Source organism: Shinella oryzae (genome assembly GCF_023038235.1).
Taxonomy (GTDB): Bacteria; Pseudomonadota; Alphaproteobacteria; order Rhizobiales; family Rhizobiaceae; genus Shinella; species Shinella sumterensis.
On the sequence record NZ_CP081987.1, the window covers coordinates 1,834,454 to 1,857,314 of the forward strand.

The window sequence follows — 22,861 nt, forward strand, 5'->3', positions numbered from 1 at the left end:
TCCTTACTTCGCCTGCTCGGTCTTGGCGCCGTCCGAGCCTTCGGCCTTGCCGGCTTCATCCGTCTGCGCGTCGGCGGGCTTGGCATCGCCGTTTTCGGTCGCAGCACCTTCCGCATCCGCCTTCTCGGCGTCCTTGGCCACGGCGTTCGGATCCCACGGAGACGGAACGACCTCGCCGCCGGGCTGAACCTTCTGGAAGCCTTCCACGATGATGGTTTCGCCGTCCTTCAGGCCATCGGTGATGACCCAGCGCGTTCCGGCGGCACGGCCGACGCGGACCGGGCGCACGCCCGCCTTGTTGTCGGCGCTCACGACGTAGACGAGCGCACTGCCGGAACTATCGCGCTGAACAGCCTGCTGCGGCACCAGAACAGCGCCCTTTTCGACGCCCTGCTCGATCTGCACGCGGACATACATGCCCGGCAGAAGATCGCCGTCCGGATTGGGGAATTCGCCACGCAGCGTCACCTGGCCGGTCGTCTCGTCAACGGCGGCTTCGGAGAACAGAAGCTTGCCGGGCTGCGGATACGGCGAACCGTCATCGAGAATAAGTTTGACGGCGGCCGAATTGTTGTCGGCCATCAGGTCACCATCCTCCAGCGCCTTGCGCAGGCGGATAAGGTCCGTGGCGGACTGGGTGAAGTCGGCATAAACCGGATCGAGCTGCTGGATGGTCGCGAGGTTTTCCGTGCCGTTGGCCGAAACCAGCGCCCCTTCGGTGATCAATGCGCGACCGATGCGGCCGCTGATCGGCGCCTTTACCTCTGTGTATTCGAGGTTCAGCTTGGCGGTGGCAAGACCGGCCTGCGCGCTCGCGACATCCGCATCGGCCTGAGCCAGCTTGGCGATGGCGTCATCATAGTTCTGCGCGGAGGCGACGTTCGACTTCTTCAGCTGCTCCTGGCGTGCCGTGTCGTTCTTCGCCTGGGCCTGGACGGCCTGGGCGCGACGCAGCGTAGCTTCGGCGCTATCGACCTGCAGCTTGAACTGTGCCGGATCGATCCGGTAGAGCACATCGCCTTCCTTGACCTGCGAGCCCTGCTCGAAAACACGCTCGATGATGATGCCGGACGCGCGCGGGCGGACTTCCGCCGTGCGGGTCGCAGCGATGCGGCCGGGCAGCTCGTTGGTGATCGGCACATCCTCGGCCTTCACGGTGATGACTGCGACGGCCGGCGGAGGAAAGGCAGCGCCACCCTGCGGCGCCTGCTCTTCCTGACATCCTGCGATAATCAAAACGGCGCCAAGGGTCGCAATCGAAATCGGTCTCGTGAAACGCATCGGTTCTTCCATAGAAGGCGCCGGCAGAGCGGCTGGGTGCTGAAAACAAACAGATGCGGCGGCCGAGAGGACCACCGCATCGCAACATACAAACACGGCTGTATGTTAATTCCTGCCATTTGACAATCCGGCACACATGCCGGACGCACCATGATCCGCTATGATCACGGATTTGTGATGAGGGGCCTCAACGTATCGCCTGCCCCGCTGCATCGAAACGATGCGTCTGATCTGCCGACGGCGTTGCGAAAACCACATCGCCGACGGCGTAATGATGCTCGCCGAACAGGCGCACCGTCAAGGTGCCGATGGCCTCGGATTCGAGATAGACGATCGTGTCGGCACCGAGATGCTCGACATGCACGACCTTGCCCTGCCATGTCCCGGCATCGCGCGACAGTGCGACATGCTCGGGCCGCACCCCGATCGTCGTCGCATCGGTGACGCCCAGCCGGCCGGCGTCGATGAAGTTCATGCCCGGCGAACCGATGAAGCCGGCAACGAACAGGTTGGCCGGGCGGTTGTAGAGCTCCATCGGCGAGCCGACCTGCTGGATGACGCCGGCGTCGAGCACCACGATCTTGTCGGCGAGTGTCATCGCCTCGACCTGATCGTGCGTCACATAGATCATCGTCGCCTTGAGTTCGCGATGAAGCCTTGCGATCTCCAGCCGCGTATTGACGCGCAGCGCCGCATCGAGGTTGGAGAGCGGCTCGTCGAACAGGAACAGTTTCGGTTCCCGCACGATGGCACGACCGATGGCCACGCGCTGACGCTGTCCGCCCGACAGTTCGGCGGGACGGCGGGTGAGATACTTTTCGAGCGACAGCATCGCCGAGGCCTTGGCGACGCGCCTGTCGATCTCGTCCTTCGGCATGCCGGCCTGCTTGAGGCCGAGCCCCATATTGTCCTTGACGTTCAGATGCGGATAGAGCGCGTAGGACTGGAACACCATGGCGATGCCGCGCTTGGCCGGCGGCACCGTCACCACCTCCTGGTCATCGATCGTGATGGAGCCCGACGTCGCATCCTCGAGACCGGCGATGATGCGCAGCAGCGTGGACTTGCCGCAGCCCGACGGGCCGACGAAGATGACGAACTCGCCATCCTTCACATCGAGATCGATGCCCTTGAGCACGTCGACCGGGCCGAAGGACTTGCGGACGGATTTGAGTTGAAGAGAGCCCACGCGATATCCTCTAGAGCTTGACCGGCTGGCCGGTTCTGACACTTTCATCCGCCGCAAGGCAGATCTTCAGCGATTGCACGGCATCGTCCATGTGCCGCGTGAGATCGATGTCCTCGCGAATGGCCTTCAGCACATAGGCCTGTTCGCGGTCGCAGAGCTCCTGATGGCCGGGTTCGCCCGCCATCGTCATGTCCTCGTCCGGCGACAGGAACTTTCCGTCCGGCCCGGTCGCTGCATTGTGCACGCGGATCACGGCGGTCTTGGTGTGCGTGTCGATATCGTCGGACTTGGCGTTCGGGTCCATGACGATGGAAACCGAGCCGTTCGGCGACATGACGTCCTTCACGAAGAACGCCGTCTCCGAGATCATCGGCCCCCAGCCCGCCTCGTACCAGCCGAGCGAACCGTCGTCGAACAGCACCTGCAGGTGGCCGTAATTGTACATGTCGGCCGCGATCTCGTTCGACAGGCGCAGCCCCATGCCGCGCACCTCGACGGGCTTGGCATCCGTGATCTGGCACATCACGTCGACATAATGCACGCCGCAGTCGACGATCGGCGGCGTCGTGTTCATCAGCGCCTTGTGGGTCGCCCAGGTCGCGCCGCTCGACTGTTGGTTCAGGTTCATGCGGAAGACATAGGGGCCGCCGAGCTTGCGCGCCTCGTCGATCAGCCGCACCCAGGACGGATGGTGGCGGAGAATATAGCCGACGACGAGCTTTCGACCATTGGCCTTGGCGCAGGCCACGACGCGTTCGGCATCGGCGACCGTGGTCGCCAGCGGCTTTTCCACGAAGACATGGGCGCCCGCTTCCATCGCCGCCACCGCGTAGTCGGCATGGCTGTCGGAATAGGTGCTGATCGAGCAGAGCTCCGGCTTGAATTCGTGGAGGGCATCGAGGAACGACGGATGGATTTCGTAGCCTTCCAGCCCCGCCGGGACCGGCACCTTCGAGCGGTTGACCAGCCCAACGAGTTCGAAACCGGGGTTTTCATGATAGGCGAGCGCATGGCTCCTGCCCATGTTGCCGAGGCCGGCGGAAAGGACACGGATGGGGGTCATGGCAGAACTCACTTTACAGCTCCCGAAGTGATGCCGCGGATCAATTGCCGCGAGAAGACAAGGTAGAGGACGAGGACCGGCAGGATGGCAAGCGACAGCGCCGCCAGAACCGCGTTCCAGTTGGTGACGAACTGGCCGATGAAGAGCTGCGAGCCCAGCGTGACCGTCTTGGTCGCCTCGCTCGGCGCCAGGATCAGCGGGAACCACAGGTCGTTCCAGATCGGGATCATCGTGAAGACGGCGACTGTCGCCATGGCCGGCCGCACCAGCGGCAGCACGAGGCGGAAGAAGATCGCATATTCCGAGAGACCGTCGATACGCCCGGCGTTCTTGAGATCGTCGGACACGGTGCGCATGAACTCGGACAGGATGAAGACGGCGAGCGGTATGCCCTGCGCGGTGTAGACGAGGATCAGCGCCGTCAGCGTGTTGACGAGCCCGGTCGCGACCATGCCCTGGAGAATGGCCACCGTGCCCAGCCGGATCGGGATCATGATGCCGAGCGCGAGATAGAGCCCCATCAGCGTGTTGCCGCGAAAGCGGTATTCGGAAAGCGCGAAGGCGGCCATAGCGCCGAACAGCAGAACCAGCGCGATGGCGGCCACCGTCACGATGAAGCTGTTCTGGAAGTAGGACGCGAAGTCCCCCTGCCCCAGAACCGTCGTGTACCCCACGAGATCGAAGGTCTCGGCCGTGGGAAGCTGCATCGGATTGCGGAAGATCGCGTTGCGGCTCTTCATCGAGTTGATGAGCGTCAGGAACACCGGAAAGACCGCGATGAGCGTATAGCCGATCAGCGCGAGATGAACGAGGGTCGTGCGGCTGAGCGAAGCGCGTGCCTTGGACATATCAGGCCCTCCCGATCAGAACTGGTAGCGGCGCATGCGCCGCTGGATGACGAAGAGGTAAAGCGAGACGCCGGCGAGGATGATCAGGAACATGACCGTCGCGATCGTCGCGCCCATCGAGCGGTCGCCGAGCTGGAGCTGGAACCCGAAGAAGGTGCGGTAGAGCAGCGTGCCGAGGATGTCGGTCGACTTGTCGGGACCGGCGAGCGCCCCCTGCACGGTATAGACCAGATCGAAGGCGTTGAAATTGCCGACGAAGGTCAGGATGGAGATGATGCCGATGGCCGGCAGGATCAGCGGCAGCTTGATCTTCCAGAACTGGCTCCAGCCCGTCACGCCGTCGCATTCCGCAGCCTCGATCACCTCTTCGGGAATGTTGAGGAGCGCCGCGTAGATCAGCATCATCGGGATGCCGACATACTGCCAGACGGAGATGAGCGAGACGGCGATCAGCGCCGTATCGGGCTTGCCGAGCCAGGGCGAGAAGAACGACTTCAGGCCGACGAGGTCCATCAGATAAGGCGACACGCCCCAGATCGGCGACAGGATCAGCTTCCAGATGAAACCGACGATCACGAAGGAAAGCAGCGTCGGCAGGAAGATGGCCGTTCGGTAGAAGGCGGCGAAACGCAGCTTGGGGATCGACAGCATGGCGGCGAGCGCGACACCGATCGGGTTCTGCACCAGCATGTGGATGATAAAGAAGATGACGTTGTTCTTCAGCGCGTTCCAGAAATCCGCCGCCCAGCGCGCATCGCCGAACAGGACCTTGAAGTTGGCGAGCCCGACAAAGGCCGGCTCGCCGTCCACCGTGTTGAACAGCGAAAGGCGCAGCGTCTCGATCAGGGGCAGGATCATCACCGCGGAATAGACCAGGAAGGCCGGCAGCAGGAAGACGGCGATATGCCAGCGCCTCGGACGCCGGATCGGCGCCATCGTGTCGCGGGAAGAAGTTGCGTCGCTCATGAAAGCCTGCCCCATCCGGTTGCTCTTCGTTGAATGCCCGCAGGAACGGACGCCATGCACGGACGGCTGTGCCGCACAGGGCCAAGGTCAGCATACACATTCGGCTTGAGGCTGCCGCCCCGATTTTGCGCGGAGGCGTTACGTCCGCTTGCGGCTGGGCGGGCGCGATGTCCCGGCTCCTGCCTGCGGGCCTCCTCCCCTCGCAAACGAGGAGAGGAAGACCGGCTTCAAGACCTGCCTCTTCCCGCTTGCGGGAAGAGGCTCAGGGCGGGGAGCGATCCCTGCCCTTCGGCAAGCCGTCTTACTTCGCGGGCTTGTACCAGCTGTCGAGGCCCTTCTGGAGCTTTTCCGCAGCGACTTCCGGCGTGTCCGTGCCGTTGATGACGTTGGCGGATTCCGTCCAGGTCTCGTTTTCCAGGTTCGGCGTGCCACGCGACAGGATCTGGTAGGTCGAGCGGATCGTCGGCTTGCACTTCTCGCGCCAGGAAACGAATTCCTGCGCCAGCGGGTCGTTCATCTTCACCGCCGTCGAATTCAGGCTGAAGAAGCCCGGCAGCGAGTTGGCATAGATATCGGCGAACTCGGGCGAGGCGACGAAGGTCAGGAATTTCTTCGCGGCTTCCGCATTCGGGCTCTTGGCGTTGAGGCCGATGCCGATGTCGTTATGGTCGGAGATGTAGCAGGTATCGCCTTCGTTCTTCACCGGCGGCGGGAACGCACCCATCTTGAACTGGGCCTGCGTGTTGAACAGGCCGATTTCCCACGAGCCGGCCGGATAGATCGCCGCGCGGCCGAGCGTGAAGAGGTTCTGGCTGTCGGGATAGGTCTGCGCCTCGAAGCCGTCGCCGAGATAATCCTTCCACTTGGCGAGAACGCGGAACGGCTCGACCCAAGGCGCGTCGGTCAGCTTCTCAGTGCCGGCGATCAGCGCCTTGCGGCCTTCCTCGCCCTTCCAGTAGGTCGGGCCGATGTTCTGGTAGCCCATGGTGGCGGCTTCCCAGAGGTCCTTCGTGCCCATGGCCATCGGCGTGTAGTTGCCGTTTTCCTTGATCTTGTCGAGGACCGCGAAGAACTCGGCTTCGGTCTTCGGCACTTCCACGCCGACTTCCGCGAAGGCGTCTGCATTGTAGATGAAGCCGTGGATGACCGATGCCATCGGCACGCAGAAGGTCGTCGCGCCATCGTCCGTCGTCCAGGCGGACTTGGCGACGTCGGAGAAGTTCTCCATACCCGGCAGATCGTTCAGGCCGACGAGGTGCTTCTTGTTGAAGAGTTCGAGCGAGGCGTCGAACGGACGGCAGGTGATGAGATCGCCCGCCGAGCCGGCGTCGAGCTTGGCGTTGAGCGCGGCATTGTACTCCGTCGGGGCCGACGGCGAGAAGACGACCTTGATGCCCGGGTTCTTCGCTTCGAAGGCCGGGATGATCTTCTCCTGCCAGATCGACAGGTCGTCGTTACGCCAGCTTTCCACCGTCAGCGTCACGTCCTGCGCCTGCGCAAGCCCGGCCGTGCCGAGCATGCTGGAGGCCAGAAGCAGGCCCTTGATTGCGTTGCGTGTCATGTCATTCTCCCCTTTTATGCGCCGTGGCGCGCTTTGAGATTCTGTTGTTCCAGGGCTTCGAGGGCCCGGCGGAGGCTTTGCCCCGAACGGTCGAGCGCGACCTGCGCGGCGGCGTTATCCTCCACGCCCCTGGCCAGCAGCACCGCCGCCTTGACCGACCCGTCGGACAAGGTGAGCAGGCGCTCCGCATCGTCGAGACCGACACCCGAAATGTCGGAAACGATGCGACAGGCGCGGCCGCGCAACTTGATATTGTCGGCCTTAAGATTGACCATATGGCCATCGTGAACGTGGCCGAGATGAATGCCGAGGAGCGTCGAGAAGAGGTTGAAGGCGATCTTCTGCGCGGTGCCCGCACCCATGCGCGTCGAGCCGGAAATCACCTCCGGCGGCGTCGGCAGCAGGATCGACACGTCGGCCTCATCGAACAGCGCGGCACCCGGATTGTTGGCCATCGCGATGACTTTGGCGCCCTTCTCCTTCGCATAGGCGATCAGGGAAAGCGCATAGGGCGTGCTGCCGCTTGCGGAAACGGCGATCACGCAGTCACCGGCCCGAAGCCCCGCTTCCTTCGCATCGGAAACGGCGAGCGCCCGGTCGTCCTCGAAGCCTCCGGCCAGGTCCACCAGGCTCGCGGCGCCGCCGGCAAGCAGGATGACGATGTGTTCGCGCGAAATACCGTAGGTGCCGGGAAGCTCGAGCGCATCGGCCATGGCCATCAGGCCAGAACTGCCGGCGCCCGCATAGACGAGACGCCCACCGGCAAGCAGGGCATGGGCGGCAAGGCGTGACGCGGCGGCGATATCGGCAAGCGCGGGGTCCACGGCTGCGACGGCCGCCTTCTGCGCATCGGCAAGCACGCCAAGAACATCCAGCGGCTGGCGCGCGTCCAGCCCCTTCGCGTGTTCATGCCTGCCTTCCGTTCTGCGCTCGGCCATGCTTGTTCTCCCTTGGCCAAATTAATGCCAAAAAAATACCACTTGTCCATAGAGAATTAATTTTTGAGACCAATTTTTTGACCGCGTTCATTTTTATATATTTAAAACAGTCAATTAGGAGAAAGTCGCGCTTCGATACCACCATACCCCTTGGTTAATGGTATTTTTTTGGTATCGTCGTCTCCGGAGGTGGCCATGACCCATTACATTCTCGGCATCGATGGCGGAGGCACCAGCTGCCGCGCAGCCGTCGCCACACCTGATGGCATGGTTCTGGGGCGCGGCAAGAGCGGCGCGGCCAACATCCTTACTGATCCCAACAACGCGATCATCTCGATCACCGAGGCGGCAAAGGCCGCCTACCGCGATGCGGGCCTCGACGAGGCCGGCATCAACAGCGCCTCCGCCTTTCTCGGCCTTGCCGGCACCAATGTCGGCGACCTCACCCGCTACGTGCACGACCGCCTGCCCTTCCGGCATACCGACATCGACTCGGACGGCCTGGTCGCCCTGCAAGGCGCGATCGGCGACGAGGACGGCGCGGTGGCGATCCTCGGCACCGGCTCCATCTATATGGGCCGCAAGGACGGCACGGTGCGTTACATCGGCGGCTGGGGCTTTACGGTCGGCGATCTCGGCGGCGGCGCGCGGCTCGGCCATGCCCTCCTGCAGGAAGCGCTGCTCGCCCATGACGGCGTGCGTCCGCGCTCGACCGTGACCGACGCCGTTCTGGACGAATTCAAGGGCGATCCGCGCAGCATCGTCGAGTTCGCCCGGCTGTCCAAGCCCGGCGACTTCGGTCGTTTCGCGCCGCTGATTTTCGACCATGCCCGCCAGGGCGACCGCCAGGCGCTGGCGATCGTCGAGGCGGCGGCCGCGTCCGTCAACGAGGCCCTCGACGCCATCATGAAGCTCGCCGGCGCGCCGCGCCTGTGCCTGCTCGGCGGGCTTGCGCCGCTTTATCCCGAATGGCTCTCGCAGGGGCACCGCGCGATCCTGATGGAGGCCGAGGCCGATGCCCTGACGGGTGCGGTCGCGCTCGCCGCCAAGGGCTACCGGGAGCGTACGGGAGCGGCCGCATGACGACGCCGCTGTCCGCCATCCTGCCGCCCAACAGCCTGCAATCGGGCGTGCCCGGCCCGCTCTATGTGAAGCTGCGTCAGACGCTGGAAGAGGCGATCACCTCCGGTCGGCTGAACTACGGCGATGCCCTGCCCGCCGAGCGCGATCTGGCCGACCACGCCAATGTCAGCCGCGTGACCGTGCGCAAGGCGGTGGACGATCTCGTCAAGGACGGACTTCTGGTGCGCCGCCACGGCTCCGGCACCTTTGTCGCCAAGCCGGTCTCCAAGGTGCAGCAGTCCCTTTCGCGCCTCACCTCCTTCACCGAGGACATGGCACGGCGTGGCCTCACGACGCGCGCCGAATGGCTCGACCGGGGCCTGTTCCAACCCTCGCCCGACGAGATGATGATGCTCGGCCTGCCGGCCGATGCCCTGGTCGCGCGACTGGGCCGCCTGCGCATCGCCGACAGCATGCCGCTCGCCATCGAACGCGCCTGCATTTCCGCGGAGTTCCTGCCGGAACCGTTGCAGGTGCAGGATTCGCTTTACGCGGCGCTGGAAAAGCGCGGCTGCCGGCCGGTGCGCGCCGTCCAGCGCATCTCCGCCTACAACATGAAGGATCCCGACGCGTCCATCCTCGGCGTGCCGCCCGGTTCGGCGGGGCTCTCCATCGAGCGTGTTTCCTATCTTCGCACGGGCCGGGTGGTCGAGTTCACCCGCTCCATCTATCGCGGCGACGCCTATGACTTCGTCGCCGAGCTCACGCTGTCCGACACGTGAGCCCTACCTGAAAGAGACGTCCATGCAGACCAATATGCGCAAAGAAATCAACGAAATCCCCGAGGCCGCGGCCCGCGTGCTGACACAGTCGGCCGGTGCGATCAAAGCGGCCGGCCTGGCTTTGCGCGAACGCGACCCGCAGTTTTTCGTGACCGTCGCACGCGGCTCGTCCGACCACGCCGCCCTCTTCCTGAAATATGCCATCGAACTGACGGCCGGCCGGCCCGTCGCCTCGCTCGGCCCCTCGCTCGCCTCGATCTACGGTGCACGCCTGAAACTGGCCGGCGGCGCGGCCATCGCCATTTCCCAGTCCGGCAAGAGCCCCGATATCGTCGCCATGGCCGATGGCGCCACGAAGGGCGGTGCGGTCTCCATCGCGCTCACCAACACCCTGCCCTCGCCGCTCGCTGAAGCCTGCACGCACTCGCTCGATCTGTCGGCCGGTCCCGAACTCTCCGTCGCCGCGACGAAGTCCTATGTGAACTCCATCGTCGCAGGCCTCGCCGTGCTGGCCGAATGGACGGGCGACACCGCGCTCGGCCGGGCCGTTCAGGACCTGCCGGAACATTTCGCCAGGGCCGTGGCGCTGGACTGGTCTGACCTCGCCGGCGACCTGAAGGACGCCCAGTCGCTCTACGTTCTCGGCCGAGGCCCCGGCCTGGCGATAGCCAGCGAGGCCGCGCTGAAGTTCAAGGAAACGTCGGGCATGCATGCCGAAGCCTATTCCTCGGCAGAGGTGGTGCATGGTCCGGTGGCGCTTGTCGGCCCGTCGTTTCCCGTCATCGCGCTCGCCGCACGCGACGCTGCGGAAGCCTCCGTCACCGGCATGGCCGATGGCCTTGCCGAGCGGGGCGCCTATGCCTGCGTGACCTCTGACACCGCGAAGGCGGCGCGCACGCTGCCCTTTGTCGCCACCGGCCATCCGATCACCGATGCGCTGGCGCTGATCGTGCCCTTCTACGGCTTCGTGGAGGCCTGGTCGCGCGGCAAGGGCCTCGACCCCGACAAGCCGGTCAACCTCAAGAAAGTGACGGAAACCCGATGACAGCGCTCACCGCCATTACCGGCGCCCGCATTTTCGATGGCGATCTCTGGCATGAGCACAGCGCGCTTTTGATTGCGGACGGCAGGATCGCCGCCATCGCGTCGTACCGCGATGTGCCGGCCGAAGCCCGTATCGTGCCGATGGACGGGCTGTCGCTCGTTCCCGGCTTCGTCGACCTGCAGGTCAATGGCGGCGGCGGCGTACTGCTCAACGAGCGTCCCGATGTCGAGGGCATCCGCACCATCTGCGCGGCGCACGCCCGTTTCGGAACCACGGCCCTCCTGCCGACGCTGATCACCGACAGCGTTGCCGTCACGACGGCCGCGATCGATGCCGGCCTTGCGGCGCGGGCCGCAGCCGTTCCCGGCTTTCTCGGCCTTCACCTGGAGGGCCCGCATCTCTCCATCGCGCGCAAGGGCGCACATGACCCGGCCTTCATCCGGCCCATGGAACAGGAAGACCTTGCGCGCACCATCGCGGCCCGCACGGGTCTCGATGCCCTCCTGATGACGCTCGCGCCCGAGAACGCCACCAACGAGCAGATCGCCGCCCTGCACGCAGCCGGCGTCACCGTCAGCCTCGGCCATTCCGATTGCGGCTACGCCACCGCGGCCGCCGCCGTCGCGGCCGGCGCGCACATGACGACGCACCTTTTCAACGCCATGAGCCAGCTCGGCAACCGCGAGCCCGGCATGGTGGGCGCGGCTCTCGATCTCGGCCATATCAATGCCGGTCTCATCGCGGACGGATACCATGTGCATCCCGTATCGATCGGCACGGCGCTGCGCGCCAAGCGCGGCCCCGGCCGCATCTTCCTGGTCACCGACGCCATGTCGCCGCTCGGCACGGATATGACGAGCTTCTTCCTCAACGGCCGGGAGATCTTCCGCGAAGGCGGACGCCTGACGCTCGCCGACGGCACGCTGGCCGGGGCCGATATCGACATGGCGTCCTGCATCCGGTTCATGCACAAGGCGGTCGGCGTCGACCTGGAGGAAGCGCTGCGCATGGCCTCGCTCTATCCCGCCGAGGCCATCGGCATGACGGGACGCAAGGGGCGGCTGACCCATGGCCACGACGCCGATTTCGCCGTCATCGATGATGGCGTAAACGTGGTCTCGACCTGGATCGGCGGCACGCCGGTCTTCGCCGCCTGATCCTTGCCGATGCTGGCGGAATCGGCTCTACCGGCGCGACAAGCATAGGAGCGGCGCATGCAACTGATCTTCGACGGCCATAACGACGTACTGCTGCGGCTGTGGGAGAACGCGAAGGCGGGCGCCGATCCGGTTGCCGAATTCGTGCAGGGAACGACACTCGGCCATATCGATGGCCCGCGTGCGCGCAAGGGCGGCCTTGCCGGTGGTTTCTGCGCCATCTTCATCCCGCCCAACGAGGATTACCCGCCGCGCGAGGTCGATGCGAACGGCCACTACAACATCCGCATGGTCGGCCCGCTGAACCAGCAGGAGGCGCTGAACACGGCGCTGTCGATGGGGGCCATCGCTTTCCGGCTGGAGCGCGCCGAGGCGCTTGCCATCTGCCGCTCCACCGCCGACATCCGCGCGGCCATGGCCGCTGGCCGCTTCGCCGCCGTGCTCCATGTCGAAGGCTGCGAACCGATCGCCGAGGACCTGTCGACGCTCGAAACGCTCTACGCCGCCGGCCTGCGCTCGCTCGGTCCCGTCTGGAGCCGGCACAACCGCTTCGGCCATGGCGTGCCCTTCGCCTTCCCCTCCTCGCCGGATACGGCCCCCGGACTGACGCATGCAGGCATCGAACTGGTGAAGGCGTGCGACCGCATGGGCATCATGATCGACCTTGCCCATATCACGGAACAAGGCTTCTGGGATGTCGAGCGCGTCAGCACGCAGCCGCTGGTCGCGACCCATTCCAACGCGCACGCCCTCACACCGATCTCGCGCAATCTGACGGACCGCCAGCTCGACGCGATCCGCGAACGCAAGGGCATCGCCGGGCTCAACTACGCCACCACCATGCTGCGGCCCGATGGTCTCGAAAACCCGGACACCCCCCTGTCCGACATGGTGCGGCATATCGACTACATGGTCGAGCGCATGGGCATCGACTGCGTGGCGCTCGGTTCGGATTTCGACGGCGCGACCATTCCTTCCGCCATCGGCGACGCCGCCGGAAACCAGGCGCTCGTCGAAGCCCTGCGGTCGGCGGGCTACGGCGAAGACGACCTGGCGAAACTGTGCCGCGAAAACTGGCTGCGACTTCTCAAAACCGTCTGGCATGAAGCCTGAGCAACTGCGGAGACCCGTCATGTCCAAGCCTCTCATCGAACTGTGCGTCGAAGGCATAGACGGCTTCCTTGCCGCCCAGGCCGCCGGCGCGGACCGGGTGGAACTCTGCGCCAGCCTGCTGGAAGGCGGCCTGACGCCGAGCCTTGCCACCATCCGCGCCGCCGTGAAGGCGGCGCATATCCCGGTTCACGTCATCATCCGCCCGCGTGGCGGCGATTTCCTCTATTCCAAGGCCGAGTTCGCCAGCATGCTGGAGGACGTGACGGCGCTTCGCACCGAAGGCGTATCGGGCGTCGTCATCGGTTGCCTGACGCCGGATGGGCGGATCGACGAGGCACGCACCAAGGCGCTGGTGGAAGCCGCGCGCCCCATGTCCGTCACCTGCCACCGCGCCTTCGACATGACGGCCGATGCCGGTGAAGCGCTGGAAGCGCTCGTGCGCTGCGGCGTCGACCGCGTTCTGACGTCCGGACAGCGCGACACCGCCGTGGAAGGCATTGCCATCCTGAAGCAAGCGGCAGAACAGGCGGCCGGCCGCATCGTCATCATGGGCTGCGGCGGGCTGGATGCCGCAAACATTCGCGCCGTGCGGGATGCGACGGGCCTCACCGAGCTGCATTTCGCCGCCCTCACAACGGTTCCAAGCGGCATGGTCTTCCGAAATCCGCATGTCGGCATGGGCGGCACCGAGAAGGATCGCGAATATCAGCTGACGATCACCGACGAGAACGCCGTGCGCGAAACCATCGCCGCTGCAAAATCCTGACCGCGCCACTTGCGCGCGGCGGGCGGCCATCCTTACGTGTCAGCGAAACAATGGAGACCGCCATGCCCCTGTCATCCGTCCTGCCGCGCCTGCGCACCGTGCTTGCCGCCACCCTCCTGACGCTTGCCGCCCTTCCCGCGGCGGCAGAAACCGTCGGCAAGGTGGGCGTCGACTGGATCGGCAACGATATCTACATCGATGCGGTGAGCGATCCGAAGATTTCCGGCGTCACCTGCCATGTCACCTATTTCGACCGCAGCGTCATCGACCGGCTGAAGAACGGAAACTGGTTCGAGGATCCGTCCAACAACGCCATCGCCTGCCGCCAGACGGGGCCGGTCACGATCGGCGAGATCGACCTATCGCGCGGCGGCGAGGAGGTGTTCAAGTCCGGCCTGTCGCTGATCTGGAAATCGCTGATCGTCACGCGCGTCTATGACAAGAAGAACGACACGCTGATCTATCTCGCCCATTCCCGCGAATTGACGGACGGTTCGGCGAAGATGTCGATATCGACCGTGCCGCTCTATGGCGAAAACGTCACTTGGACGAACGGCAAGCCGTAAAAAAACCCCGGCACCTTACGGTGACCGGGGCTTTTTCTTGACGGTGGAAGCCGCTTACTTGACGTAAACGATCTTGCCGCCATTCGCTGCGGTCGTTACGTCGATCACGTTCTCGAGCTGAACGTTCTTCGAGACGAGGACGTCCGTCAGGGCCGTATCGGTGCGCAGTTCGTCCTGCGTCTTGGCAACAGCAGCGGCGTCCTGGGCCTTGGCGTTCAGGCGATCGTATTCACCCTTGGACGAGCTGTCGTTTTCCAGCGAGGACAGCGTCACGACGGACACGTTGTCGGCGGAGATCGAGCCGGTCGTCATGGTTTCCGTCGTGGTGGCGGACTGGGCATGCGCGATGCCGGCAACCGGCGAAACGGCGAGAAGCGAAGCAAGGGCGATGGTAACAGTCTTGTTCATTTTCATTCTCCACTGTTGGATTGAAATGCAGGGGGAGAATGGGAACATCCCGCGATTGTTCCTGCCGGGTTTTGCGAAAAACCCAACATGAACGATAATTAATGTTTTCGGCGGCGCGTTATACACGCCAAAACCCGCGCAAGATCAGCTTGTCGCCCGGCGTCGCCTCAGGCAGCCTGGGCGAGTTCGTCCGCGATGACCGTATCCAGGTTCAGGAAGCAGACCATCGACTTCTCCAGGGCGACGATGCCACGGCAGAAGGCACGCTGTGCCTCCGGAATGATTTCCGGTGCCGGCTGGAGCTCCTCGCTCTTGATGGTCATCATGTCGGATACCTGCTCGACCAGCAGGCCGACCAGCTTGCCGGCGATATCCGTGACGATGATCGCCGAGCGCTCGGAGGGCTCCGTCATCTTCATGCCGAGGCGGCAGGCCATGTCGATCACGGGAATGACGGCGCCGCGCAGGTTGATGAGGCCCAGCACATAGGGGGGCGTATGCGGCATCGGCGTCACCGGAGCCCAGCCGCGGATTTCGCGGATGGCCATGATGTCGATGCAGAATTCCTGCTCGCCCAGATGGAACGAGACGATTTCGAGATAGGCGCCGGACTGCTTGATGGCATTGGACATGGATGGACCTCTTTCCAGAGACAAGGAAACGGTTTGAATTGCGCAGCTCGCCGTCTCCGGCGCACGGCGGACATCATGTCCGGCGGATTTGCCGCCCTTTGCGCGTTGCTCGAAAGTGGCAAAGAGAGATTAAACAAAGACTAAAGGACCGTAGCCTGAAACGGTATTTCCGGCTGTGGAGGCCGGTGGCGCGCAGGCGCGGTTGGAAAATGCCCTCTTTTGGCCTATACTGCGGCGATGAAGGATACTGCGCGCAGATATACGCTCCTTCCCGCCGTGCTGATCGCGCTGGGGCTCAGCATCATGGCGGCAACGGCGGCGTTCGCGGGCTGGCTCGAGCACGGGCCGGCGATCCTGCTCAGCCTCGCCGAATCGGGCATGGCTTGGTGCTTCTGATCACGATTGCGCGAGCCGCCCGCGGTGTCTCCCCTTGCGTCAAATGGCGCGTTTGCGCGACCCTGCGCTAGGGATTAAGAAGCGCGGGAACACGCGCCGACCCCGCCTCTCGAAGGATTGCCATGAAAACCCTGCGTCTCGTACTCTGGATCGCCGTCGCGCTCATCGCCGGCCTGCTCGGCTGGCTGACGCTGGAAATGACGCGGGCAAAGGACCAGATCGCCGGCGAACCCTTTGGCGTTCCCTTCCAGCTTGTCGCGCAGGACGGCACGCCGATCACCGAAAAGGCCTTCACCGGCAAGCCCACGGCGCTGTTCTTCGGCTTCACCCATTGCCCGGAAGTCTGCCCGACGACGCTGTTCGAACTGAACGGCTGGCTCGGCAAGGTCGATCCCGATGGCTCGAAGCTGCAGGCCTATTTCGTGACGATCGATCCCGAACGCGATACGCCCGAGCTGATCGGCCAGTATGTCGGCAACGTCTCGAAGCGCATCACGGGCATTTCCGGCGAACCGTCCAAGGTGCTGGACATGGCCAAGGGTTTCCGCGTCTATTACCGCAAGGTGCCGCTCGACGAGGCAAAGCCCGACGGCGACTACACCATGGACCACACGGCCTCGGTCTTCCTGCTCGATGCGAAAGGCCGATTCGTCGGGACCATCGCCTATGGCGAGAATGCCGAGACCGCGGAACAGAAGCTGGCCAACCTCATCACGCGATGACCATTCGGCCTTTGCCCTCGACTTTCGGACATGCTAGGCGGTCCGCAAACAACAGGGACCAAGAGCCGTGAGCGAAATCCGCCTCTACATTTCCACCACCGAAAAGCAGGCGGAGCACGCGCTCGCGCTGATGAGCGATGCTTTCGAAGAAGAGGGCTTCGCCATCGCGACGATGGAGATCGACGAGAAGAACGACATCTGGGAAGCCTCCGTCTACGTCTTCCAGCCCGACGAGGCCGAGGTTTACGACCGGTTCGCCGCCCTGCTCGCCGCCGACTTCCCCGGTGTTCAGATCCAACGCGAGGAGCTGCCCGATATCGACTGGATCGCCAAGTCGCTGGAAGGCCTGAAGCCGGTGCGCGCCGGACGCTTCGTCGTGCATGGCTCGCATGACCGCGGTACGGCCCGTATCGGCGAAATCGCCATCGAGATCGATGCCGGCCAGGCTTTCGGCACGGGACATCACGGAACGACGGCCGGCTGCCTGGAGATGATCCATAACGTCATGCGCGCACGCAGGGTCAGGCGCGTGCTGGACCTCGGCACCGGCAGCGGCGTGCTCGCCATCGCCGCCCGCAAGCTCGCCCCCGTCACGGTGCTGGCCACCGACATCGACCCGATCGCCACCCGTGTCGCGCGCGAGAACGTTCGCCTCAACGGCATCGCCTCGGGCATCGCACTGGAAACCGCACCCGGCTTTCATTCCACCGCCTTCGGCCGCCACGGTCCCTTCGACCTTATCATCGCCAATATCCTCGCCCGACCGCTGATGCGCATGGCCCCGCAGCTTGCGGCCCGGCTTGCCCCGGGCGGCGGCGTCATCCTGTCGGGCATCCTCGCCTCGCAGCGCTGGAAGGTGCTGGCGGCCTATAACAGCCTCGGCCTGCGCCACGTGCGCACGATATGGCGCGAAGGCTGGGTCACCATCCATCTCGACAACCGGCGCTGAACGGCATTGCGGGCGGGGATTTCCCCGCCCTTTAAGTTTTTGAAGAGCAGGCAAAAGAAAAGGCGGTGCCAGAGGCACCGCCTATTGGACCGGCGAACCGGCCAGACCGCGAGCTTGAGGAGGAGGAGCGCTCAAGCGGTCCTACGTGTTCCGAACGCCTTCCCGGAGGAGGGAGGAGGAGTGACCAGAAAGACGCCTGATCGAAACACCTAGCTTTGTGCCTTTCGGCATTTATTCCGCGATACGAAGCGTGGGAGGAGGAGTTCACTTCGTTTCGCTTGAAGCGCGTTTTGTGTTCGCTTCGTTGGCGCCGCTTATAGACGATTCCGAAAAACTGGACAGCGCTAATGGGGCATGGGTGCCATGCACGCAGCGCATAGTTACGCGCTCTCCCGTGCGAAACCACCGCCCCGCCTTTGACGCCACCCGGCGATGGGATAGATTGCCGCTCACGATTCAACGCCGCATCGGAAGCCCCATGTTCCAGAGTTTCGACGTCACCTCCACGCCCCAGTTCGGCCGCGCGCGCGTGGACGCGCTGCGCGCCACCTTCGATGCGCTCGGCATCGACGGCTTCCTCGTGCCGCGCGCCGATGAATATCAGGGCGAATACGTGCCGGCCTCCGCCGAGCGGCTTTCCTGGCTGACGGGGTTCACCGGCTCCGCCGGCATCGCGCTTGTCTTGCGCGACAGGGCGATCGTCTTCGTGGACGGGCGCTATGTCACGCAGCTCGCCGAACAGGTCGACGGCGCTGTCTTCACCGGCGGCGATCTTGTCGGGGAACCGCCGCATCTATGGCTGCGCAACCACGGGCCGAAGGGCTTTCGTCTCGGGATCGACCCGTGGCTTCACACGGGCGCCGAGGTGCGCCGTTTGGAGAAGGCGCTTGCCGAGCTTGGCGGCCAGCTCGTGTTCCTGCCCTACAATCCGCTCGACCGGGCCTGGACCGACCGCCCCGCCGAGCCGCTTGGCCGCGTGGTCATCCAGGACATCGACCATGCCGGGGAGCTGGCGAAGGACAAGCTGGTGACGATGGCCGCGGCCACGGCGAAGGCCGGAGCGGATGTACTCGCCGTGACCGACCCCTCCTCCATCGCCTGGATCTTCAACATCCGCGGCAGCGATGTGCCGCATACGCCGCACCCGCTCGCCCGCGCGATCATTCCCGCCGAAGGCCGCCCGCAGCTCTTCCTCGACAAACGCAAGACGGGCATCGAACCGGAGGCCTACCTGACGCAGCTGGCGGATCTGCTGCCGCCCTCGCAGTTCGACGACGAGGTCGCGAAGCTGGCGGCGGCCGGCAAGCGCATCCTGATCGATCCCGACCAGGCGCCCTTCGCGCTGGCGGAGATCGTGCGCAGCAAGGGCGGAACACTGGTCGAAGCGGCCGATCCCGCCCGCCTGCCCCGCGCCTGCAAGAACGCCGTCGAGCTTCAGGGCTCGGCGCGCGCGCACCTTCAGGACGGCGCGGCCATGGTGGAGTTCCTTGCCTGGCTTGACAGCACGACCCCTGGCTCGCAGACGGAAATCTGCGTGACGAAACGGCTGGAGGAGGCCCGCCGCAAAGTGGGCGAACGCCACCAGAACCCGCTGAAGGATGTGTCCTTCGACACCATTGCCGGCGCGGGCGCCCATGCCGCGATCATGCACTATCGGGTGACAACCGACAGCGACACGGCAATCGAAGCTGGAACGATGTTCCTGATCGATTCGGGCGCGCAATATGTCAACGGCACGACGGATATCACCCGCACCGTCGCCATCGGCGACGTGCCGGAGGAGCAAAAGCGCTTCTTCACCCTGGTGCTGAAGGGCATGATTGCCATCAGCCTCGCCCGCTTTCCCAAGGGCACGCGCGGCTGCGATCTCGATCCACTCGCCCGTATCGCCTTGTGGAAGGCGGGCGCGGATTTCGCCCACGGCACCGGCCACGGCGTCGGCTCCTACCTCTCTGTGCACGAAGGTCCGCAGCGCATCTCGCGGCTTGCGACCCAGGAACTGCTGCCCGGCATGATCTTGTCGAACGAGCCGGGCTACTACCGTCCCGGCGCCTTCGGCATCCGCATCGAGAACCTCGTGCATGTCCTGCCTGCCGCGCCCGTCGCGGGCGGCGATATCGACATGCTCGGCTTCGAGACGCTGACCTTCTGCCCCATCGACAACAGGCTCGTTCTCGCGCATCTCCTGACGGACGAGGAGCTGGACTGGCTCAACGCCTATCATGACCAGACACGGGAAAAGATCGCGCCGCTCCTCACGGACGACGCGACGAAAGCCTGGCTCGAAAAGGCGACGGCCCCGATCAGACGATGAGGTGACGGATCACCATAACCACGATCCAGCACACGGCGAGCATCGGCAGCAGCGACAGGCGAAGGCCGACGAGGAAAGCGATCGCCATGGTCAGGCTGACATCCCAGCCGCCGGTAATGGCGGCCGGCGCGACCAGCGTGGTCAGGACCGCGGCCGGCACGGCGTTGAGCGCCGCTTCCGCACGCGGCGGAATGCGCTTCATGCGCGTGATGAAGACATAGCCGCCGACGCGCGTGAGATAGGTCGCGATGGCGGCCGCGGCGATGATGAGCAGCGTCTGGGCGTGAAACAGGCTTTCCATGTCACGCCTCCCCTTCGACGACGTCGCCGGCCGGCGCTTCGGCGTTGTCGAGCGGCAGCAGCGCGGCCACGATGATGCCCGCCAGGGCGCCGAGGCTGACATGCCAGGGCGAACCGACGAAATGCAGGGCGAGGATGGAGCCCGCCCCGGAGGCCAGCACCACGGGCAGCCAGTGCGCCCGGCTGCGGAAACCGAGCACCAGTCCCATGAAATAGACCGGCAGCAGAACATCGATGCCGATAGCCTTGGGGTCGCCGATCAGGTTGCCTAGGAAAGCTCCCAGAATGGTCAGCAACAGCCACGGGACATAGACGCTGAGGCCCAGCACCATCAGCCAGAGATAGCTGACGCGGATGCCCCTGTCGGCCCGCCGCTCGGTTTCGGCGAATTGCGGATCGGTCAGCAGGAAGAGCGATGTCGCCTTTTCCCAGAAGGTCAGGTGGCGGATATGCGGGGCGATGGCGGCGGAATAGAGCACGTGCCGGAAATTCACGGCGAAGATCGACAGCACGACGAGCCAGGGCGCGACATGATGGTTGAACAGTTCCACGCCGACCAGCTGGCTGGCGCCGGCATAGAGCGTCGCGCTCATCAAGGTCGCCTCGGCGATGCTAAGGCCATTGTCGACGGCAACCGCGCCGAACAGCACGGCGAACGGGGCGGCCGCGATGGCAACCGCGCCACCGCGACGGAAGGCGTCGCGGAATTCTTCTTTCGTTTCGGGACTCATGACATCCGCTCTCTTGGGAATCTGCAAGCCATAGAGCAGCGAAGCCCCGCTCACAAACCAATATGGCTGATGATCCGTTCAACGAAATTGATCCCTCAACGGCGATGCACGAACGCCGTTGATCGATAGTCGAGCCGAAAAAATCCGGCGGTCAGCCCTTCTTGAGCTGGAACGTATGCTCCGGGCCGGGGAAGCTTCGGGCCTTCACCTCTTGCGCATAGGTCGCGAAGGCCTCGCTCATCAGCGGCGCGAGATTGGCGAAATGCTTGACGAAGCGCGGCTTGAAATCGGTGAAGATGCCGAGCACGTCATCGACCACCAGCACCTGGCCGTCGCAGGCCGGCGATGCGCCGATGCCGATGGTCGGCACCTTGACCGCGCCGGTGATCTCGCGCGCCAGCGGCTCGACCGTGCCTTCGATGACGATGGCAAACGCGCCCGCATCGTCAATGGCAGCCGCATCCTTGCGGATCTTTTCGACTTCCTTGTCGTTGCGGCCGAGCGAACGGTAACCGCCGGTCGTGTTGATGAGCTGCGGCATCAGGCCGACATGGCCGAGCACCGGAATGCCGCGCTGGGTGAGGAAATGCACCGTCTCGGCCATCTCCGCGCCGCCTTCAAGCTTGATGGCAGAACAGCCGGTTTCCTTGAGAACGCGGGCGGCCGTGGCAAAGGCCTGTTCCTTCGACTGCTGGTAGGAGCCGAACGGCAGGTCGACCACGACGCAGGCGTTCGACGAACCGCGCATGACGGCCTGGCCATGGGCGATCATCATCTCCAGGGTCACGCCGACGGTGGAATCGAGGCCGTAGAGCACCATGCCGAGGCTGTCGCCCACCAGCATGAAATCGACGTGCTGGTCCATGAGCTTGGCGACGGGCGTCGTATAGGCGGTCAGGCTGACGATGGGGCGTTCACCCTTCAGGGCCTTGATGTCGGCGGGGGCCAAACGGCGCTTGGCGGTGTGTACGCTCATGTCACGCTACCTTCTTTGCATGTTCAGGCATTGCATTTTTCGGGCCGAGGACCCGGTTATCGAGAAGCTTCGTGCTGCCGAAGCGCACGAAAAGCAACAGGAGAACAGGCTTTTCGCCGATGGTCGTGACGTCGGCCAGTGTCTGGGGATCGCGAAGCGCAACGACTTCGGGCTCGGCCAGCGCCTCGCTTTGGATGAAGGCACGCACCGCCGCCTCCAGCTTTCGCGCATCCGTCTCTCCCGCGGCAAGCAGCCGCTCGGCCTCGTCCAGCGCCCGCGGCACGACGGCTGCGGCGGCGCGCTCCTGCGGCGAGAGATAGACATTGCGCGACGAACAGGCGAGCCCGTCGGCCTCGCGCACCGTCGGCACGCCGATCACCTCGACCGGCTGGGCGAGATCGGCCACCATGCGGCGGATAATGGTGAGCTGCTGGAAATCCTTTTCGCCGAAATAGGCACGGTCCGGCCCCGCAATATTGAAAAGCTTGGTGACGACGGTGGCAACGCCCGCGAAATGCCCGGGACGAACGGAGCCTTCCAGCTCGGCGCCGAGCTTCGGCACGTCGACCACCGTCTCCATCGGCTGCGGATACATGTCCTTGACGCCGGGTGCGAAGAGATAGTGCACGCCCTCCGCCTCGAGCATGGCCTGGTCGCGCGCGAGATCGCGCGGATAGCGCGACAGGTCTTCGTTGGCGCCGAACTGCAGGGGATTGACGAAGATGGTGGCGACGACGATGTCGTTGTCGGCGCGCGCGCGCCGGACGAGTTCCATGTGGCCGACATGAAGATAGCCCATCGTCGGGACGAGGCCGATGGTCCGGCCATCCAGCCGGTGCGGCGCAAGAGCCGCCCGCAATTCCGCGATGGTGGTAAAGGTCTGCATCGCCGGTTCCTCCTTGCTCTCGCCCTCTCCCGCGGGCGATCCCAGGTGCATTCTCTCTGGAGCGCTTCCGGGGCGGCATTTTCTATCTTGTGCAGCGCAAAAAGACAATCGGCAAACGGATTTGGCACGCTTTGCCCGTCTGACGGGCAGCTTTGCGTTTTGCGCACTGTACATTTCGCCCGTTGACCAGTAGAGAGCGCGTCAACATGC

The 22,861-nt window shown here is 64.5% G+C and carries 24 protein-coding genes; 11 read left to right on the forward strand and 13 right to left on the reverse strand.

Annotated elements, in window-relative coordinates; genetic code table 11:
- Positions 1-3 precede the first annotated feature (3 nt).
- The 7 genes from K6301_RS09070 to K6301_RS09100 form a co-directional block, all read right to left on the reverse strand.
- Positions 4-1,281: an efflux RND transporter periplasmic adaptor subunit gene (locus tag K6301_RS09070; protein ID WP_247216278.1), complete on the reverse strand. Its 1,278-nt coding sequence runs from the start codon at positions 1,279-1,281 to the stop codon at positions 4-6.
- A gap of 187 nt (positions 1,282-1,468) precedes the next feature.
- Positions 1,469-2,470, reverse strand: coding sequence for an ABC transporter ATP-binding protein (locus K6301_RS09075; protein ID WP_247216280.1), 1,002 nt, complete (start codon positions 2,468-2,470; stop codon positions 1,469-1,471).
- A gap of 10 nt (positions 2,471-2,480) precedes the next feature.
- Positions 2,481-3,533, reverse strand: coding sequence for a Gfo/Idh/MocA family protein (locus K6301_RS09080; RefSeq protein ID WP_202402112.1), 1,053 nt, complete (start codon positions 3,531-3,533; stop codon positions 2,481-2,483).
- Between the two features lie 8 nt (positions 3,534-3,541).
- Complete coding sequence (locus K6301_RS09085; protein WP_247216282.1) at positions 3,542-4,381, reverse strand: carbohydrate ABC transporter permease; 840 nt, start codon at positions 4,379-4,381, stop codon at positions 3,542-3,544.
- 15 nt (positions 4,382-4,396) lie between these two features.
- A complete protein-coding gene (locus K6301_RS09090) occupies positions 4,397-5,347 on the reverse strand; it encodes a carbohydrate ABC transporter permease (RefSeq protein ID WP_134649537.1) in 951 nt (316 codons plus the stop codon).
- 301 nt (positions 5,348-5,648) lie between these two features.
- On the reverse strand, positions 5,649-6,908 hold the full coding sequence (locus K6301_RS09095) for an ABC transporter substrate-binding protein (RefSeq protein WP_247216284.1): 1,260 nt from the start codon (positions 6,906-6,908) through the stop codon (positions 5,649-5,651).
- A 14-nt stretch (positions 6,909-6,922) separates the two neighbouring features.
- On the reverse strand, positions 6,923-7,846 hold the full coding sequence (locus K6301_RS09100; protein WP_247216287.1) for an N-acetylmuramic acid 6-phosphate etherase: 924 nt from the start codon (positions 7,844-7,846) through the stop codon (positions 6,923-6,925).
- Positions 7,847-8,041: 195 nt separating this feature from the next.
- Here K6301_RS09100 and K6301_RS09105 point away from each other — a divergent pair, with 195 nt between their 5' ends.
- The 7 genes from K6301_RS09105 (at position 8,042) to K6301_RS09135 (ending at position 14,337) form a co-directional block, all read left to right on the forward strand.
- Positions 8,042-8,929: a glucosamine kinase nucleotide-binding domain-containing protein gene (locus tag K6301_RS09105; RefSeq protein ID WP_247216288.1), complete on the forward strand. Its 888-nt coding sequence runs from the start codon at positions 8,042-8,044 to the stop codon at positions 8,927-8,929.
- The gene (locus tag K6301_RS09110) at positions 8,926-9,690 is read left to right on the forward strand and encodes a GntR family transcriptional regulator (protein ID WP_247216290.1); all 765 of its coding nucleotides are present in this window, start codon (positions 8,926-8,928) and stop codon (positions 9,688-9,690) included. Before K6301_RS09105 ends, K6301_RS09110 begins: the two co-directional genes overlap by 4 nt.
- Before the next feature lie 22 nt (positions 9,691-9,712).
- On the forward strand, positions 9,713-10,735 hold the full coding sequence (locus K6301_RS09115; RefSeq protein WP_247216293.1) for an SIS domain-containing protein: 1,023 nt from the start codon (positions 9,713-9,715) through the stop codon (positions 10,733-10,735).
- On the forward strand, positions 10,732-11,892 hold the full coding sequence (nagA, locus tag K6301_RS09120; protein WP_247216295.1) for an N-acetylglucosamine-6-phosphate deacetylase: 1,161 nt from the start codon (positions 10,732-10,734) through the stop codon (positions 11,890-11,892). The genes K6301_RS09115 and nagA overlap by 4 nt, the downstream gene beginning before the upstream one ends.
- Before the next feature lie 57 nt (positions 11,893-11,949).
- Positions 11,950-13,005, forward strand: a complete 1,056-nt coding sequence (locus tag K6301_RS09125; protein WP_247216296.1) for a dipeptidase — start codon at positions 11,950-11,952, stop codon at positions 13,003-13,005.
- Between the two features lie 19 nt (positions 13,006-13,024).
- Positions 13,025-13,771, forward strand: a complete 747-nt coding sequence (locus tag K6301_RS09130; RefSeq protein WP_343298925.1) for a copper homeostasis protein CutC — start codon at positions 13,025-13,027, stop codon at positions 13,769-13,771.
- 62 nt (positions 13,772-13,833) lie between these two features.
- Positions 13,834-14,337, forward strand: a complete 504-nt coding sequence (locus K6301_RS09135) for a CreA family protein (RefSeq protein WP_247216300.1) — start codon at positions 13,834-13,836, stop codon at positions 14,335-14,337.
- Between the two features lie 54 nt (positions 14,338-14,391).
- Here the strand turns inward: K6301_RS09135 and K6301_RS09140 are convergent, their stop codons facing one another.
- Together K6301_RS09140 and K6301_RS09145 are read right to left on the reverse strand one after the other, a co-directional pair.
- A complete protein-coding gene (locus K6301_RS09140) occupies positions 14,392-14,745 on the reverse strand; it encodes a hypothetical protein (protein ID WP_134649547.1) in 354 nt (117 codons plus the stop codon).
- 167 nt (positions 14,746-14,912) lie between these two features.
- On the reverse strand, positions 14,913-15,377 hold the full coding sequence (locus K6301_RS09145; RefSeq protein ID WP_134649548.1) for a chemotaxis protein CheW: 465 nt from the start codon (positions 15,375-15,377) through the stop codon (positions 14,913-14,915).
- A 219-nt stretch (positions 15,378-15,596) separates the two neighbouring features.
- Here K6301_RS09145 and K6301_RS09150 point away from each other — a divergent pair, with 219 nt between their 5' ends.
- The 4 genes from K6301_RS09150 (at position 15,597) to K6301_RS09165 (ending at position 19,758) form a co-directional block, all read left to right on the forward strand.
- Positions 15,597-15,773, forward strand: a complete 177-nt coding sequence (locus K6301_RS09150; RefSeq protein WP_247216302.1) for a hypothetical protein — start codon at positions 15,597-15,599, stop codon at positions 15,771-15,773.
- 122 nt (positions 15,774-15,895) lie between these two features.
- On the forward strand, positions 15,896-16,495 hold the full coding sequence (locus K6301_RS09155) for an SCO family protein (RefSeq protein WP_247216304.1): 600 nt from the start codon (positions 15,896-15,898) through the stop codon (positions 16,493-16,495).
- Positions 16,496-16,562: 67 nt separating this feature from the next.
- The gene (locus tag K6301_RS09160) at positions 16,563-17,444 is read left to right on the forward strand and encodes a 50S ribosomal protein L11 methyltransferase (protein WP_247216306.1); all 882 of its coding nucleotides are present in this window, start codon (positions 16,563-16,565) and stop codon (positions 17,442-17,444) included.
- Between the two features lie 478 nt (positions 17,445-17,922).
- Complete coding sequence (locus tag K6301_RS09165; RefSeq protein WP_247216308.1) at positions 17,923-19,758, forward strand: aminopeptidase P family protein; 1,836 nt, start codon at positions 17,923-17,925, stop codon at positions 19,756-19,758.
- Here the strand turns inward: K6301_RS09165 and K6301_RS09170 are convergent.
- The 4 genes from K6301_RS09170 to panC all read right to left on the reverse strand — a co-directional run bounded on the left by K6301_RS09170 (position 19,748) and on the right by panC (position 22,651).
- Positions 19,748-20,059 carry an AzlD family protein gene (locus K6301_RS09170; protein ID WP_247216310.1) on the reverse strand — a complete coding sequence of 104 codons (312 nt, stop codon included), beginning with the start codon at positions 20,057-20,059 and terminating at the stop codon, positions 19,748-19,750. The genes K6301_RS09165 and K6301_RS09170 overlap by 11 nt on opposite strands.
- Position 20,060: 1 nt before the next feature.
- A complete protein-coding gene (locus tag K6301_RS09175) occupies positions 20,061-20,789 on the reverse strand; it encodes an AzlC family ABC transporter permease (RefSeq protein ID WP_247216312.1) in 729 nt (242 codons plus the stop codon).
- 151 nt (positions 20,790-20,940) lie between these two features.
- On the reverse strand, positions 20,941-21,765 hold the full coding sequence (gene panB, locus K6301_RS09180; RefSeq protein ID WP_134649554.1) for a 3-methyl-2-oxobutanoate hydroxymethyltransferase: 825 nt from the start codon (positions 21,763-21,765) through the stop codon (positions 20,941-20,943).
- A gap of 1 nt (position 21,766) precedes the next feature.
- The gene (gene panC, locus K6301_RS09185) at positions 21,767-22,651 is read right to left on the reverse strand and encodes a pantoate--beta-alanine ligase (protein ID WP_247216314.1); all 885 of its coding nucleotides are present in this window, start codon (positions 22,649-22,651) and stop codon (positions 21,767-21,769) included.
- Between the last annotated feature and the right edge of the window lie 210 nt (positions 22,652-22,861).

Bases quoted from the DNA above. Each gene is read 5' to 3' on its own strand.
- nagA (WP_247216295.1), top strand. From the start codon at position 10,732: ATGACAGCGCTCACCGCCATTACCGGCGCCCGCATTTTCGATGGCGAT.
- K6301_RS09125 (WP_247216296.1), top strand. From the start codon at position 11,950: ATGCAACTGATCTTCGACGGCCATAACGACGTACTGCTGCGGCTGTGG.
- K6301_RS09100 (WP_247216287.1), bottom strand. From the start codon at position 7,846: ATGGCCGAGCGCAGAACGGAAGGCAGGCATGAACACGCGAAGGGGCTG.
- K6301_RS09105 (WP_247216288.1), top strand. From the start codon at position 8,042: ATGACCCATTACATTCTCGGCATCGATGGCGGAGGCACCAGCTGCCGC.
- K6301_RS09175 (WP_247216312.1), bottom strand. From the start codon at position 20,789: ATGAGTCCCGAAACGAAAGAAGAATTCCGCGACGCCTTCCGTCGCGGT.
- K6301_RS09085 (WP_247216282.1), bottom strand. From the start codon at position 4,381: ATGTCCAAGGCACGCGCTTCGCTCAGCCGCACGACCCTCGTTCATCTC.
- K6301_RS09140 (WP_134649547.1), bottom strand. From the start codon at position 14,745: ATGAACAAGACTGTTACCATCGCCCTTGCTTCGCTTCTCGCCGTTTCG.
- K6301_RS09165 (WP_247216308.1), top strand. From the start codon at position 17,923: ATGTTCCAGAGTTTCGACGTCACCTCCACGCCCCAGTTCGGCCGCGCG.
- K6301_RS09080 (WP_202402112.1), bottom strand. From the start codon at position 3,533: ATGACCCCCATCCGTGTCCTTTCCGCCGGCCTCGGCAACATGGGCAGG.
- K6301_RS09110 (WP_247216290.1), top strand. From the start codon at position 8,926: ATGACGACGCCGCTGTCCGCCATCCTGCCGCCCAACAGCCTGCAATCG.
- K6301_RS09095 (WP_247216284.1), bottom strand. From the start codon at position 6,908: ATGACACGCAACGCAATCAAGGGCCTGCTTCTGGCCTCCAGCATGCTC.
- K6301_RS09115 (WP_247216293.1), top strand. From the start codon at position 9,713: ATGCAGACCAATATGCGCAAAGAAATCAACGAAATCCCCGAGGCCGCG.
- panC (WP_247216314.1), bottom strand. From the start codon at position 22,651: ATGCAGACCTTTACCACCATCGCGGAATTGCGGGCGGCTCTTGCGCCG.
- K6301_RS09090 (WP_134649537.1), bottom strand. From the start codon at position 5,347: ATGAGCGACGCAACTTCTTCCCGCGACACGATGGCGCCGATCCGGCGT.
- K6301_RS09145 (WP_134649548.1), bottom strand. From the start codon at position 15,377: ATGTCCAATGCCATCAAGCAGTCCGGCGCCTATCTCGAAATCGTCTCG.
- K6301_RS09070 (WP_247216278.1), bottom strand. From the start codon at position 1,281: ATGCGTTTCACGAGACCGATTTCGATTGCGACCCTTGGCGCCGTTTTG.
- K6301_RS09170 (WP_247216310.1), bottom strand. From the start codon at position 20,059: ATGGAAAGCCTGTTTCACGCCCAGACGCTGCTCATCATCGCCGCGGCC.
- panB (WP_134649554.1), bottom strand. From the start codon at position 21,765: ATGAGCGTACACACCGCCAAGCGCCGTTTGGCCCCCGCCGACATCAAG.
- K6301_RS09135 (WP_247216300.1), top strand. From the start codon at position 13,834: ATGCCCCTGTCATCCGTCCTGCCGCGCCTGCGCACCGTGCTTGCCGCC.
- K6301_RS09155 (WP_247216304.1), top strand. From the start codon at position 15,896: ATGAAAACCCTGCGTCTCGTACTCTGGATCGCCGTCGCGCTCATCGCC.
- K6301_RS09130 (WP_343298925.1), top strand. From the start codon at position 13,025: ATGTCCAAGCCTCTCATCGAACTGTGCGTCGAAGGCATAGACGGCTTC.